The organism is uncultured Pontibacter sp. (genome assembly GCF_947499215.1).
Lineage (GTDB): Bacteria > Bacteroidota > Bacteroidia > Cytophagales > Hymenobacteraceae > Pontibacter.
On record NZ_CANMNI010000001.1, the window covers coordinates 666,097 to 680,398 of the forward strand.

The following is a 14,302-nucleotide window of genomic DNA, read 5'->3' on the forward strand; positions in this document are numbered from 1 at the left end:
CATTATAGGACAAGCTTAGAATTAAGCGTTGTTCTCTTCTTCAGCAGACGCTTCGTCGTCAGAACCTTTTGCCTTTTTAGCGGCAGCGGCTTCCAATTTCTTCACGCCAGCTTCTTTCTCGTTAGAAAGCATTTGCTCTTTCAGGGCAGAAAGCGCGTCCAAGTCACCTAGGGTAGACTTGTTCTCAGCTTCTTTCTGAACTTTAGGAGCTTTCTCTTTCTTCTCACCAGCTGCTGCAGGAGCTGCTTTCTTAGTGGCCTTCGCAATACGCGCGTTGTCAGCCTCTGAGTAAGTAGCAGTATGCGAAAGGATGATCTTACGGTCGTCCTTAGAGAATTCAGTTACTCTGAAGTCAAGCTGCTCACCAGCTTCTACCTGAGAACCGTCTTCTTTAGCAAGACCTTTCGGGAAAGCGAAACCTTCGATACCGTATGGAAGCTCCAGTGTAGCGCCTCTGTCTGACTTCTCAAGAACTGTAGCTTTGTGCACAGAACCGATGTTGAATACAGACTCGAACGTATCCCAAGGGTTCTCCTCCAGCTGCTTGTGACCAAGAGCAAGTCTTCTGTTAGCTACGTCAAGCTCCAGAACAACTACGTCAAGGTTTTCACCAACTTTAACGAATTCAGATGGGTGCTTAATTTTCTTAGTCCAAGACAGGTCAGATACGTGTACCAGACCGTCAACACCTTCTTCCAGCTCCAAGAACAGACCGAAGTTTGTCAGGTTGCGAACTACGCCAGTGTGCTTGGTGCCAACTGCATATTTCGTGATAACATCTTCTTTCGTCCATGGATCTTCAGTAAGCTGCTTGATGCCCAGAGACATTTTGCGCTCTTCGCGGTCAAGTGTCAATACAACTGCCTCAACCTCGTCGCCTTGCTTGATGAAGTCCTGTGGGTTGCGCAGGTGCTGTGACCAAGACATTTCAGAAACGTGGATCAGACCTTCAACGCCTGGCATCAGCTCAAGGAATGCGCCGTAGTCAGCCACATTAACGATCTTACCTTTCACTCTAGAACCAACTTCGATTTCAGCTGGCAGAGCATCCCATGGGTGCGGAGTAAGCTGCTTCATGCCAAGAGAGATACGCTTCTTGTCATCGTCGAAGTCAAGCACTACCACGTTCACCTTCTGGTCAAGGTTCAATACTTCCTCTGGGTGATTAATACGTCCCCAAGAGATATCTGTGATGTGAAGCAGACCGTCTACGCCACCAAGGTCGATGAACACACCGAAGTTTGTCATGTTCTTGATAACGCCTTCCAGAACCTGACCTTTCTCCAGGTTGTTCAGGATGGCTGCACGCTGCTGCTCCAGGTCTTTCTCGATAAGTACTTTGTGAGATACAACCACGTTGTCGAAAGCGGCGTTGATTTTCACAACTTTCACTTCCATCTTCTTACCAACGAACACGTCAAAGTCACGGATCGGCTTCACGTCGATCTGAGAACCTGGCAAGAAGGCTTCAACACCGTAGAGGTCCATGATAAGACCACCTTTGGTTCTTCTCTTAACCACGCCTTCCAGCACAGAATCGTTCTCAAGTGCGTCGTAGATACGAGCCCAAGCGCTAACGATTTTCGCTTTCTTGCGGGAAAGGATAAGCTGGCCGTTCGGGTCTTCCTGGTCTTCGATGAAAACCTCAACCTCGTCACCAACTTTCAGCTCAGGCAGGTCTCTGAATTCAGAAACCGGCACTAGGCCGTCAGATTTGAAACCGATGTTCAGGATCACGTCACGATCAGTGATACCAACAACAGTTCCTTTAACAACCTCCTGCTCCTGTACGGTAGTCAGGGTGTCATCATACATTTTTTCCATTTCAGCGCGCTCTTCTTTGCTGTAGCCGCCACCGAAACCTTGAGACTCAAACTTGTCCCAATCGAAATTTTCTGGAGAATTACTCATAATGTTTTACTGCTCTGGAGAAGCCACCGACTTAGAGCAATAGGCCGGTTTGGTTTGGTTTTACATTTCCCCGGACGCGATGCCGAGGCCATTCACTCGAATGAAGGGGCAAAAGTAATAAATACTTTAAAAGTATGCTAGTATATAGTATAGATTTCGCAAAAAGCATATAAGGTATAAGTACCTGAAAGAGAAGCAACTTGACATATTTTATGCAGAGAACCTGAGCCAACCGAAAGAAAGGTATAGTAAAACCGCTATTTCTTAGCGACGCATGAGCGCTCATCAGCCAAAGTTCGGGCCCCTTTACATACTACCTTTCTAGCATTCCCCTCCTCCTTCCTAAGCCTTTACCAAACCTAGTGCGAGCGAACAAAATCTAAGGTATAGCAGGAGTCCAATGGCAGTCCTCCACCCCTTGTCCTGTAAAAATCATCGATGAGGTTGCCTTAACTGACTATCCAATTGCAGACTTCAAGTTAGTCATTAAGTAAACTAATACCTTTACACTGATTGTGAATCAGTTGAATCAAATGGACTAAATATATTAGTAATTATATACTCCTATTTTTTCCTACGTTCAGGTACAAACCCCAGTCTTGGTTGTAGGCATTTAGGTGCAGTTGCAGGAAGGTTTGCAGGGATGGCTTAGATGGTTTTTGAATAAGTTTTAGCCCCGCCTCTTCAGGCGTCCGGTCGCCCTTGCGGGAGTTGCAGCGGAAGCATGCCGTCACCAAATTGAGCCAGTTGGTTTCCCCTCCCCTAGAGCGGGGTAGCAGGTGATCGAGGGTTAAGTTTTTAGTAGTGCCGCAGTACTGGCAGAGGAAATTGTCGCGACGGAGCACGTTGTGCCTACTAAGCGAAATACCGTAATAGGGCACTTTTACGTAGCGCTGCAGCCGAATAACAGAAGGAACGGGGTAAGTGGTGCTGACGGTGCGCAAAACGGCGCCATTGGCCTTGGAAATGAGTTCAGCCTTTTCGAGATAGACCAGCAAGAAGGCTTTCGTCACCGTGCAGACGGCGATTGCGCTGAAGTCTTGGTTTAATATCAGCACTTTGTCTCTCATGGTCTTTCTTTGAACTTACGCTATGCTTCTACGAGAATTAACCAACTCGTTATAGCCTAAGTTCAAAGAAAAGTGCTGAGAATCAGGAAAAAATACGCTTGATAATGCGAAGATTGTGGGAATAGCGCTTGCGCTCGGTATTGTAGATGCCATTGTGGTCCAGCGTGTCGATGCGGATCTCGCCGTGAGCGTGCATGATCTGCTGTCCCTCCAGCATAATGCCTACGTGGGTAATGCGCCCTTCCTCATTGGCAAAATAAGCCAGATCGCCGGGTTGGGTCTGCGTGGCAAAGTGCACCTCATCGCCTACCGCCACCTGCTGACTGGCGTCGCGGGGCAATTGGTAGCCGCAAAGGCCGTATACCTGTTGTGTAAAGCCCGAGCAGTCGATCCCGAACATAGACTTGCCACCCCATAGGTAAGGAGCTTTCAGGAAGCCCAAGGCCAGTTTGGTGAGTTGAGCTGTTGTAACCTGCACACCGGGATTGGTTGCCCGACCGCTGTACTGGTAACTCTGCCCGTCAATCCGCAGGCTCATGCCGTCAAAAAACGGCAAATAAGCCCCTATACCTACCGGAATGCGCATATCGGCATTGCTTACCACCTGCACGATATCGAGCGCTCGCGGGTGTTGCGCCGCCTTCCACTCTTGGTAATAAGTCGCCGAAACAGGCACATACTGCTTGTAATCGATCCAGCCACGGTATTCATCCGTGGCCAGCTGTATCTGCACCCAGTTACCCTGCTTGGTGATTACCTCTAGACACTCCCCAAAGAGCACCTGCGTCACCATTTCAGCCTTGTCAGAGGGCTCAGCGCGCATCGGCACCAGACTGAGCATGCATATTCCGTAGTCCACTTTTTAAAATTTTGAATGAGTGAATAGTTTTTTGAATTTTGAATGAGTAGATGATTCAGATATCACTCATTCAAAATTACTAATATCCGCTTCTGTCGAGCTCGCGTTTTACGTCCTTTGCTTTGATGTCTTCTCGCTTGTCGTGCAGCTTCTTACCACGTGCCAGTGCAATCTCTACTTTAGCAAAACCACGGTCGCTGATGAATACCCGAATCGGGATGATCGTAACGCCTTGCTCCTGCACGCCCTTCTCCAGACGCTTGAGTTCGCTCTTGTTCACGAGGAGCTTGCGTACCCGCATAGGCTCGTGGTTGTAGTGCGTGCCCTCGGTATAGGTGGAGATGTGCACGTTGTGCAGGTATAGCTCGCCGTTGTGCAGCACACAGTAGCCGTCCTGCATGTTCACCTTGCCTTCCCGGATCGATTTGATCTCGGTACCCATGAGCATGATACCCGCCGTATACTTGTCCAGAAACTGGTATTCAAAAGAAGCCCTGCGGTTCACGATGTTCACGTGCTTCTTTATCCGATCTTTGTCTTTTGCTTTCGCCATGTTTTATCTTGGAGCCAGCACGCTGGCCAGTTTGTCTTTCTTTAAAATCTTCTGTCCTGTCTCGCCGTCCGCCACCAGCCTGTCGCCCACCCGGGCCTCAAAACTGCAAATCACGTTATTACCTTCCTGCGATTTCAGGGAAGCAATTATTTCAATTTGATCGCCTTCAAATGCCGGGCTTTTATGATTGATAGTCAGAAAAGTACCTATCCCCTCTTCATCTTTTTCTTTCATCTCCAACACAAACAATCTCCCTGCCCATTCTGCCGCCTGCGCCAACGAAAAGGTTGAGCAAACCGCATGCACCAGCCCATCATCAAAACGGGCAAAGTCCGCCGCCGTTACCGTTTTGCGGTATACCTTGGTGTCGCCGATTTGAAATGAATTGTTCATTGTTAATTGTTGATTGCTGTTTGTGCATGATTGGACAGGTCGCGACCTGTCCCTACAAAACGGTAATGTGTTATACCTGCTCACATGGCGTTTACCACCCCGCAACGACGTTACACTGTAACGTCGCTACAGATTAATCACCGACTCTTTAACTCCTCAACTCTTAAACTCCCAAACTCCTAGAATTTCATTCTCGGCTCCGGGCTCACATACTGGTCGGCGAAGTCACCTTTAAGGTACTGGTAATGAGCCGTCATGGCGATCATACCTGCATTATCGGTACAATACTGAAATGCCGGGATGTATACGTTCCAATCATACTTTTTGGCGTAGTCCTGCAGCGTTTGGCGGAGGCCGGAATTGGCGGATACGCCACCGGCTATGGCCACTTCTTTTATACCGAGGTCCTTGGCGGCCAGTACCACTTTCTTGAGCAAGGTCTTGATCAGGGTATACTGGACGCTGGCACAGATATCAGCCAGATTCTCCTGTACGAAGTTGGGGTTGTCTTTCGTTTTATCTTTCAGGAAGTAGAGCACCGAGGTCTTGATACCGCTGAACGAAAAGTCGTAGCCGGGCATGTTGCCTACCGGAAAGGCAAAAGCCTTCGGGTTGCCCTGCGCTGCTGTTTTGTCCAGCATGGGGCCTCCCGGGTAGGGCAGGCCGAGCATCTTAGCCGTCTTGTCGAAAGCCTCCCCTACTGCATCGTCAGTTGTCTGGCCGATGATTTCCATGTCCAGATGGTCTTTTACGAGCACGATTTGGGTATGGCCGCCGCTCACGGTCAGGCACAGGAAAGGGAAGTTCGGCTTCGGGTCGTCGATGAAATGCGCCATAATGTGCGCCTGCATGTGGTTTACGTCGATGAGCGGGATGTTGAGACCCAGCGCAAAAGACTTGGCAAACGAACTACCCACCAGCAAAGCGCCCAATAAGCCGGGACCGCGGGTAAAAGCCACTGCACTTAACTCATTTTTAGTTACATTTGCTGTACTTAAAGCCTGCGCCACCACCGGAATAATGTTTTGTTGGTGTGCTCTCGAAGCCAGCTCAGGCACTACGCCGCCATATTTTTCGTGAACGGCCTGAGTAGCAATGATATTCGACAAAACTTTGCCACCGCGAATAACGGCTGCCGAGGTTTCGTCGCAGGAAGATTCAATCGCTAATATTGTAGGTTCAGTCATCTTTTGGAAAAAGAACAGTCCATAAATTACTTCAAAGTTATAGGAAAAGCCATTCTAAAAATAGTTTTGGCTCTAATCCTGTTGCTTTTGGTGGTATTTGCGGTTGTTTTTGTGGCCATCCGCTATCCGGGCGTACAAACCAAGGTTGCCCAGAAGGCCGCCGAGTACATCTCCCGTACCATCGACCATGAAGTCACCATTGAGCGGGTCGACATCGAGTTCTTCAGCAACGTGATCCTCGACAAGGTGAAGGTGCTCGACTACCGAGGTGAGGAAATGTTCTATGTAGGACGTGCCGAAGCGGACATCAGCCTCTTTTCCATCTTCCAGCCTAATACGCTAGGTATAGCCACTCTCGAGTTGCAGGAACCCCGTGCCAACCTAGTGATGTACGAGGGCACCGACTCGCTCAACCTGACCACCTTCATTAACGCCCTTGGCGACCTGATTACCAAAGACACCACCAAGGCCTCTCAGCCCTTTGAGTTCTCAATCGATGAGCTAGTAATCAAGGACGGGGCCTTTACATACGACGACTTCAATAAGCCCCGCACCGACTACGGGATTGACTACTTCCACCTCGGCATTAACAAGATCTCGGCCCGCTTCACAGAGTTTGAGCCCGGCGACACCCTGAAGGTACGCGTGACGGACCTGACCGCCCACGAAACCCCCTCCGATATACAGCTGCACAACCTCGACGTGCTAATGACCTACGCCCCTACTTTCTGGGAATGGGACGAGCTCGACCTGAAAGTAAACGATAGCAATGTGCAGGAGTACATCCGCTTCGACTATAACCGCTTCGGCAACTTTTCCGACTTCATAGATAGCGTAACAGTGACTGCCCAAGTAAAGGACTCGCAGGTATATTCTCGAGACATCGCCTTGTTCGCCCCACAGATCAAAGACTACGATGAGAACGCCTACATCGCGTCGGCTGAATATGAAGGCCGCGTGTCGGAGTTCATGGCCAGCAACCTCGATGTGCGCTACGGGCAAAACACACATATTGTCGGGACTATGAATGTAGACGGTCTGCCTAACTGGGACGAGACCTTTGCCAACATTCGCCTGCGCCCTTCTACCCTCAACGCCGAAGACATTAAACAGTTCCTGCCACAGGATGCCTATGCCATCGCCTCCCGACTGGGCACAATTAAGGTAGACGGCCGCTTTCTGGGTTTCTACAACGACTTTGTGGCCAATGGCAGCTTCGTAACGGCACTGGGCAACGTGCAGTCTGACATCAACATGAAGATCAACCGGAAGACAGACATTGCTTCCTACCGCGGCCGCCTCAAGACCCAGAACTTTAACATTGGTCGCCTGATCGACCAGACTGACGTCATCAAAACTATCACCATGGACGGCAGCGTGGTCGGCTCCGGCTTCACACTGGAAGACGCCCGCCTCGAGATACACGCCGACATCGCCCAGCTTCACCTGCTTGACTACAACTACCGCAACATCCGGACGGACGGTACTCTTAGCCGGCAGAAGTATGTGGGGAGAGTTGCCATCGCCGACCCGAATCTAGCGTTCCGGGCAAATGGGGAAGTGAGTCTGGAACGTAATAACCAAGCCTTTAATCTGCGGGCGGACTTGGACAAAGCCAATTTACAGGCGCTTCGCATTACAGATAAATCGGTGGTGGTGCAGGCCAATGCTGATCTGAATTTCAGAGGCCTCCGACTCGACGACTTTGAAGGCACTGCTTTCTTCGACAGCGCCGCCGTTACCTACGAGGGGCAGCGCATCGCGCTCGACACCATCCGGATCGAATCGGAGATCGGGGGCGGACAGCGCAGCCTCAGCCTTAGCTCTGATGCACTGGCGTTGCGTGTGAACGGCAACTTTGACTACTCCGTGCTGTTTGCCGACCTGAAACAACTCGTGGAGGAGTATCAGCTCAACTTTGAGAGCAACGATGCGGCAACAGCTGCCTACTATGCTAAAAAACGTCCTTCCGCCGATCCAGAGTACAGTCTGGACTATGACCTATACCTGCGACGGGTCAATCCGCTCTTGCAATGGTTCGTCCCGCAACTCACCATCTCTGACTTTTCGCAAGTAGAAGGCACCTTCCGGCACGGCAATACGGTTATCCTGACCTCCTTTGCCCGTATCGATACCATCCTCTACGACAATGTGACGCTATACCAGAATGATATAGAGCTAAGCACCTCCAAGCTTCAGAACAGTCCGGAAGTGCTGGCCAGTGCCCAGTTCACTTCCGACAGACAACTTCTTCCGTCCATAGGCGAAACGGAACGTCTGCTGCTGGAGGCCATCTGGAGTGAGCGCACCATCGGTTTTTATACCAACCTCCTGCAGCCGGCTTACAACAATCAAGCGACGGTGGTGGGCGATGTCAACTTTTTACAGGACCGCTTGCAGGTGGTGTTTGGTAGATCCAACATCACGCTCCGCGAAACACCGTGGGCCTTCCAGCCGGGCAGTATGGTCTACATCAGCGAAAACGGCAAGCGCTTTGACTTCGAAGACCTCATTCTTTCCAACCAGAATCAGATCATCAAGCTAGACGGCGCAATCGGGCAGGATCCGGGCAGTACCCTGATGGCCAATGTGCAAAACTTTGACCTCCGCAACCTAAACCCGCTCATGCCGGAACAGATTCGGGGTACGCTCAATGCCGAACTGAGGGCGCAGGACATTTATAATAATGCGATCCTAAACGCCTCCATGCGTGTAGACTCCTTTTACTTGGACGATGTACTGATCGGGGACATCAACGGAAAGGGCGACTGGGTGAATGCGCAGCAACAGATGGTGGTGGATGTGGACATTGACCGCGACAACAAGAAAGTGCTTACCCTGACCGGAAACTACTACCCGCGTGCCGAAGAGGAACAGCTCGACATGCTGGCCGTGCTCGACGAAACCCAACTCAAGATAGTCGAGCCCATTTTGAAACCGATCATGTCTGAGTTGCAAGGCACCATGGAGGGCCGCATACGGGTATTGGGTAGATTGAGCGCTCCGGTGCTTACAGGGTCTGTTATGGTAACCGGCGGGCAGTTTAAGTTTGACTATCTCGGCACAACCTACCGCTTCTCGGACAGGGTATACTTCGGCGCCAACAGCATCAGCTTCCGCAACGCACAGCTGCGCGACCTCTATGGCAATACAGGGTTCGTAACCGGTGGCATTGCCCACGACGGTTTCCAGAACATGGTACTCGATCTGAGCGCCCGCTTCCGCAACCTGATGATCCTGAACACGACCAATGAGCAGAACGAACTCTATTATGGTACGGCTTTCGTCACGGGCACGGCCAGTGTGCTGGGCCCGGTGGAAAATCTGAAGATTGATGTGAATGCCCGCAGCGACGCCAATACACGCATTGTTATCCCGCTTGATAACCAGACCGACCTTGCCCGTAAGGACTTTATACGCTTCGTGAACCGCAACGTGACCGACTCGACAGGGGTGGCTGTGGCCGTAGAAGAACAAAAGGTGGACCTTTCCGGCATCAACATGAACTTTGACCTTGACGTGACCGACGACGCCTATTTCGAGATCATTATTGACCGGCAGACTGGTGACGTGATACGGGGCTCAGGAAGCGGCCAAATCAAAATGACCATCGACACCCGCGGGGAGTTTAACATGTACGGCAACTTCGAGATTGCTAATGGTGCCTATAATCTCAATTTGCTAGAAGGTGTGGTATCGAGGGAGTTCCGGGTAACGCCGGGTGGCACGCTCTCTTGGAACGGCGACCCACTTGAAGGGGTGATGGACATACGGGCTACCTATACCCAAAATACCGCACTGGATATAGCTCAGAACACCTCCATCGGTTCTGCTTTGCGGGGGGCTCGCTATCCGGTTACGGCCTTGGTAGACTTGAAAGGTCCTATTCTTACACCAGAGATCACCTTGGGGCTGGATTTTGAGAACTTGCCCGCTAACGTGCGGCTAGAGCTGGAGCCGATCCTTCTGGCCATGCGAAACGATGAGAATGAACTCAACAGGCAGGTGTTCAGCTTGCTCGTGCTTCGCAGGTTGGTACCACCGGGCTCATTCGGCGGGCTGGACGGTGTGGGGGTTTCCGCGGTAGGCGGCAGTTTAGGCAGTCTGCTGACCGGTCAGCTCAGCGGCTTGCTTAACTCCATAGACAGTAACCTCGAAATCGATATCGGTTTGGATGGCGTGAGTCAGGACGCCCTCTCCACGCTGCAGCTTCGTCTGAGCTATACCTTCTTCCAAGGTCGTTTGCGGGTAAGTAGCCAGACAGGTATAGGCGCTACGCAACAGGCAGGAGGGGCAAACCGAAACACCTACCAAGGCAGTTGGTCTATCGAATACTATATAACAAAGAGCGGGGAGCTGCGCGGCCGTCTGGAGTACAACACCTTACCGACCACTTACGGCCGGGTAACCAATACCCAGCGGATGAGTTTGCTGCACACCAAGCGTTTTGATAACCTGCGGGAGCTGTTTGGCCGTGACCGGGAAGGCAGACGCGAAAGGCGAAGAGAGGGACTGGAAGAACCTATTATACTGGACTCGGACCCCCGCATTAATCTATAAACACAGAAAGCCTGACCTTGCTGGAAGGGCTTTTTGCTTTAATGGCCTTTCCCCTCCTCAATATTAAATAATATTTCTATTTTTGCGTGGAAGCATATAGTATGGCAACAACTACCCCTAAGTCAGTAAAGAAGAAAAAGCTCGGCAACTACCCGCATGCCATGGTGGTGTTTTCCATCTCGTTGGCCCTTTTCGTGATCGGCCTGTTTGGCATGCTCCTGATACACGCTGGCAAGCTGTCGGAGATCGTGAAGGAGAGCATCGAAATGCAGGTATACCTCGATCGCAACCTCACCCCTGTGCAGATTGACCGTCTGCAGAAGACGCTGGCAGCCAAAGAGTATGTGGCCTATAAAGGCGACACGGCACAGGTGCGTTTTGTGTCGAAGGAAGAAGGTGCTAAGGCTTTTCTGGATGAAACTGGGGAAGATTTTATGGCTTTTCTGGGTGACAATCCGCTGCGAGATACTTATGTGCTCCGCATCAACGCCGAAAGCTCCACTTCTGCCCAGCTCAAAGGTATAAAGAATGATATTGAAGGGATTGAGGGTGTGTATGAAGTGCAGTATGTAGAGAGCCTGATCGAGTCCATCAACAGCAACATACAGAAGATCAGCATCTTGCTGCTCGGCTTTGCCGGTATACTGGTGCTGGTAGTGATTATTCTCATCAACAATACGGTTAAGCTGGCCTTGTACTCACAGCGCTTCCTGATCAGGAGCATGCAGTTGGTGGGAGCTACCTCTTTCTTTATTCAGCGACCTTTCCTGAACCGAGCGGCTTTTCAGGGCATCATTAGCGGCATTATCGCTTCTGCCCTGCTGTTTGGGTTGATGCAGTATGCCTACCACGAAATAACGGAACTGACCCTGCTCAAGGACGAGGAACAAATGTACATGCTCATGATCGCCTTGATCGTGTTGGGTTCCGTGATCGGTTTCCTGAGCTCTTACCGTGCCGTGCGCAAGTATCTGCGCCTTTCACTAGACGAACTATACTAATATGGAAGAAAATAAAATCAAGCTTGCCTTTGGCAGAAAGAACTACATCCTTATGCTGGTAGGCATTGCCGTACTAGCCGTGGGTTTTATCATCATGACACTGGATAACGAACAATACGGTCTCGGCTTTATGGGCATTACGTTGGGCCCATTAGTTGTAATGGCTGGTTTTATTATAGAGCTGTTCGCGATCATGGTAAAAGATAAAGCACACGAGAAAACACAAGATTAGTAACTAGATGAGCGAATGGCAGGCTATTATATTAGCCATAGTTGAAGGACTTACCGAATTTTTGCCTGTTTCCTCGACAGGTCACATGATCATCGCTTCGGCCCTGATGGGCATAAACGAGCTACCCATTACCAAGATATTTGCCGTGAACATACAGTTCGGGGCCATTTTGTCGGTAGTGGTGCTCTACTGGAAGCGCTTTCTCAACAGTTTTGAATTTTACCAGAAACTGATCTTCGCCTTTATACCGGCGGCTGTCATCGGCTTTCTGCTAAATGACGTGATCGACGCCATGCTGGGCAGCGTGTTCATTACGGCTGTGATGCTTGTGCTGGGCGGTGTGGTCCTCCTGTTTGTGGACAAGTGGTTTGCGCACGCACAGGAAAACAAGATTACCTTCAAAAATGCGCTCGTGATCGGTTTCTTCCAGTGTATCGCCATGATACCGGGAGTATCCCGTTCGGCTGCCTCCATCATCGGTGGCCTGACGCAAGGCATTAACCGAAAAGCGGCCGCTGAGTTCTCTTTCTTTCTGGCGGTACCTACCATGCTGGCGGCAGCCTCTTATAAACTGGTGAAGGACCTGCTTAAGCTAGAGATTTCAGATATCCTGACCTTTGATCTTGTGAAGATCCAAAACAGTTTTGAGGTAATCACAGCGGATGACTTACGTCTATTGATCATTGGCAACGTGGTGGCCTTTGTCGTTGCGATGGCAGCCATTAAGTTTTTCATTAACTTTTTGACCAAGTATGGCTTTAAGATGTTTGGCTACTACCGTATAGCATTAGGTATAGCCTTGCTGGCCCTGCTGGCGATGGGAGTTGACTTAAGAGTATAAAATGACCTACAACTTTGAGGCAGGCGAAGTACTGCTCCTTAATAAACCGCTTACCTGGACGTCGTTTGACGTTGTGAAGAAAGTGCGCAACACCCTGCGCGTGAAAAAGATCGGCCATGCCGGCACGCTGGACCCTTTGGCTTCGGGCCTGCTCATTTTGTGCACAGGCAAGTTTACCAAGCGCATTGACGAGATACAGGCGCAGGAAAAAGAGTATACCGGCACGATTACGCTGGGCCAGACCACTCCCTCCTATGACCTTGAAACACCTGTAAGCGAAAGCAAGGACATCAGTCACCTTACGCCCGAAGATATTCAGGCAGCTGCCAACACTTTTGTGGGCACTATCGAACAAATACCGCCTATTTACTCCGCCGTGATGATCGACGGCAAACGCGCCTACGATCTGGCCCGCAAAGGCAAAGAGGCCGAAATGAAGCCACGCACGGTCACCATCAAAGCCTTTGATATCACAAACATCGAAGGGGCTGTGGTCTCTTTTAAGGTCATTTGCAGCAAAGGCACCTACATTCGCAGTCTGGCCCACGACTTGGGGCAGAAACTGGGCGTGGGCGCTCACCTTTCGGCGCTGGTGCGCACCCGCATTGGGGAGTACAAGTTAGAAGACGCCCTGACAATAGAAGATATTCAGGAGATTAGAAGAGCCCAACTCGAAGCGAATGGAAGTAATTCGTGATATCTCTGATTTTCCGAAGCTGAGCTTTCCGGTGGTTACCAGCGGCACCTTCGACGGGGTGCATGTGGGCCATCAGAAAATTCTTCAGCGCGTCAAAGAAATGGCGCGACAGTCGAACGGGCAGAGTGTGGTGATCACCTACTGGCCACACCCGCGCCTCGTGCTTTTCCCGGAAGACAACGATCTCAAACTACTCTCCACCATAGAAGAGCGCATTGCTCAATTGCGCAGCTTTGGCATCGATTACCTGCTTATCATCCCTTTTACCAAAAAGTTCTCACGCCTGACATCCCGTGCCTTTATTTCGGATGTGCTGGTGAAAGCGCTGCACACCAAAGTGCTCGTAATCGGCTACGACCACCGCTTTGGCAAAAACCGCGAAGGCAGCTTTGAGCACCTGAAGGCCCGCTCAAGTCAGTATGGCTTTGAGGTGGAAGAGATTCCGCGTCAGGATGTGGACGATATCGGCGTTAGCTCTACCAAGATCCGCAGGGCGATCGAGTCAGGAGATATACCTACCGCCAACCGCTACCTCGGCCATACCTATACCCTCACCTCTACCGTGGAGGAAGGCAACAAACTCGGCCGCACCATCGGCTATCCTACGGCCAATCTGGCCTTGCCTGCTCCGCACAAGCTTATACCTGGCTACGGCGTGTACGCCGTATGGGTGAACCAAAACGGCCAGCGCCTGCCCGGCATGATGAACATTGGCACCCGCCCAACCGTGGACGGATCTCACCTCACTCTGGAAGTGCACCTGCTCGACTTTGAAGGTGACCTTTATGGCCAAACCTTAACGGTGGAGTTTGTAGAGCAACTACGGCAGGAGCAGAAGTTCGACGGTCTCGATGCCCTGAAGGCACAGCTGGCAAAAGACAAAGCGGCAACAGAAAAGTGCTTGGCGCTGCGCTAGATTACAGTCTGTATACCTAGTCTGCAAATAGCTGCGTGCAAGCACATTAGCATTAATTCCTTTAAACCCCTCTCCCTACTTT

13 protein-coding genes are annotated in these 14,302 nt (G+C 50.8%); 6 read left to right on the forward strand and 7 right to left on the reverse strand.

The window, feature by feature from the left end; genetic code table 11:
* Window positions 1-21 precede the first annotated feature (21 nt).
* The 7 genes from rpsA to Q1A04_RS19020 form a co-directional block, all read right to left on the reverse strand.
* Window positions 22-1,911, reverse strand: coding sequence for a 30S ribosomal protein S1 (rpsA, locus tag Q1A04_RS02930; protein WP_299700979.1), 1,890 nt, complete (start codon window positions 1,909-1,911; stop codon window positions 22-24).
* 554 nt (window positions 1,912-2,465) lie between these two features.
* Entirely contained in the window at window positions 2,466-2,981 is a 516-nt protein-coding gene (locus Q1A04_RS02935) for an HNH endonuclease (RefSeq protein ID WP_299700982.1), read from the reverse strand.
* 82 nt (window positions 2,982-3,063) lie between these two features.
* The gene (locus Q1A04_RS02940; RefSeq protein ID WP_299700985.1) at window positions 3,064-3,840 is read right to left on the reverse strand and encodes a C40 family peptidase; all 777 of its coding nucleotides are present in this window, start codon (window positions 3,838-3,840) and stop codon (window positions 3,064-3,066) included.
* A 79-nt stretch (window positions 3,841-3,919) separates the two neighbouring features.
* Window positions 3,920-4,393: an SsrA-binding protein SmpB gene (gene smpB / locus Q1A04_RS02945; RefSeq protein WP_299700988.1), complete on the reverse strand. Its 474-nt coding sequence runs from the start codon at window positions 4,391-4,393 to the stop codon at window positions 3,920-3,922.
* Window positions 4,394-4,396: 3 nt separating this feature from the next.
* On the reverse strand, window positions 4,397-4,786 hold the full coding sequence (locus tag Q1A04_RS02950; protein ID WP_299700991.1) for a hypothetical protein: 390 nt from the start codon (window positions 4,784-4,786) through the stop codon (window positions 4,397-4,399).
* Window positions 4,787-4,965: 179 nt separating this feature from the next.
* Window positions 4,966-5,973, reverse strand: coding sequence for a tRNA (adenosine(37)-N6)-threonylcarbamoyltransferase complex transferase subunit TsaD (tsaD, locus tag Q1A04_RS02955; protein WP_299700994.1), 1,008 nt, complete (start codon window positions 5,971-5,973; stop codon window positions 4,966-4,968).
* A 1,286-nt stretch (window positions 5,974-7,259) separates the two neighbouring features.
* Complete coding sequence (locus Q1A04_RS19020) at window positions 7,260-7,406, reverse strand: PEP-CTERM sorting domain-containing protein (protein WP_366943818.1); 147 nt, start codon at window positions 7,404-7,406, stop codon at window positions 7,260-7,262.
* A 1,591-nt stretch (window positions 7,407-8,997) separates the two neighbouring features.
* On the opposite strand from Q1A04_RS19020, the gene Q1A04_RS19025 reads away from it, so the two are divergent.
* The 6 genes from Q1A04_RS19025 (at window position 8,998) to Q1A04_RS02985 (ending at window position 14,220) form a co-directional block, all read left to right on the forward strand.
* A complete protein-coding gene (locus tag Q1A04_RS19025; RefSeq protein WP_366943819.1) occupies window positions 8,998-10,533 on the forward strand; it encodes a translocation/assembly module TamB domain-containing protein in 1,536 nt (511 codons plus the stop codon).
* 101 nt (window positions 10,534-10,634) lie between these two features.
* Entirely contained in the window at window positions 10,635-11,534 is a 900-nt protein-coding gene (locus Q1A04_RS02965) for a permease-like cell division protein FtsX (protein ID WP_299701000.1), read from the forward strand.
* 1 nt (window position 11,535) lies between these two features.
* Entirely contained in the window at window positions 11,536-11,766 is a 231-nt protein-coding gene (locus Q1A04_RS02970; RefSeq protein WP_299701002.1) for a DUF3098 domain-containing protein, read from the forward strand.
* A 7-nt stretch (window positions 11,767-11,773) separates the two neighbouring features.
* Window positions 11,774-12,607: an undecaprenyl-diphosphate phosphatase gene (locus Q1A04_RS02975; RefSeq protein WP_299701005.1), complete on the forward strand. Its 834-nt coding sequence runs from the start codon at window positions 11,774-11,776 to the stop codon at window positions 12,605-12,607.
* 1 nt (window position 12,608) lies between these two features.
* Window positions 12,609-13,304 carry a tRNA pseudouridine(55) synthase TruB gene (gene truB, locus Q1A04_RS02980; protein WP_299701008.1) on the forward strand — a complete coding sequence of 232 codons (696 nt, stop codon included), beginning with the start codon at window positions 12,609-12,611 and terminating at the stop codon, window positions 13,302-13,304.
* Window positions 13,288-14,220, forward strand: a complete 933-nt coding sequence (locus Q1A04_RS02985) for a bifunctional riboflavin kinase/FAD synthetase (RefSeq protein WP_299701011.1) — start codon at window positions 13,288-13,290, stop codon at window positions 14,218-14,220. The genes truB and Q1A04_RS02985 overlap by 17 nt, the downstream gene beginning before the upstream one ends.
* The last annotated feature ends 82 nt before the right edge of the window (window positions 14,221-14,302 follow it).

Coding starts and splice junctions, on each gene's coding strand:
- rpsA (WP_299700979.1), bottom strand. CDS start 1,911: ATGAGTAATTCTCCAGAAAATTTCGATTGGGACAAGTTTGAGTCTCAA.
- Q1A04_RS19025 (WP_366943819.1), top strand. CDS start 8,998: ATGGTAACCGGCGGGCAGTTTAAGTTTGACTATCTCGGCACAACCTAC.
- Q1A04_RS02985 (WP_299701011.1), top strand. CDS start 13,288: ATGGAAGTAATTCGTGATATCTCTGATTTTCCGAAGCTGAGCTTTCCG.
- truB (WP_299701008.1), top strand. CDS start 12,609: ATGACCTACAACTTTGAGGCAGGCGAAGTACTGCTCCTTAATAAACCG.
- Q1A04_RS02965 (WP_299701000.1), top strand. CDS start 10,635: ATGGCAACAACTACCCCTAAGTCAGTAAAGAAGAAAAAGCTCGGCAAC.
- Q1A04_RS02975 (WP_299701005.1), top strand. CDS start 11,774: ATGAGCGAATGGCAGGCTATTATATTAGCCATAGTTGAAGGACTTACC.
- smpB (WP_299700988.1), bottom strand. CDS start 4,393: ATGGCGAAAGCAAAAGACAAAGATCGGATAAAGAAGCACGTGAACATC.
- Q1A04_RS02950 (WP_299700991.1), bottom strand. CDS start 4,786: ATGAACAATTCATTTCAAATCGGCGACACCAAGGTATACCGCAAAACG.
- Q1A04_RS02935 (WP_299700982.1), bottom strand. CDS start 2,981: ATGAGAGACAAAGTGCTGATATTAAACCAAGACTTCAGCGCAATCGCC.
- Q1A04_RS19020 (WP_366943818.1), bottom strand. CDS start 7,406: ATGTCGGCGTGTATCTCGAGGCGGGCGTCTTCCAGTGTGAAGCCGGAG.
- tsaD (WP_299700994.1), bottom strand. CDS start 5,973: ATGACTGAACCTACAATATTAGCGATTGAATCTTCCTGCGACGAAACC.
- Q1A04_RS02970 (WP_299701002.1), top strand. CDS start 11,536: ATGGAAGAAAATAAAATCAAGCTTGCCTTTGGCAGAAAGAACTACATC.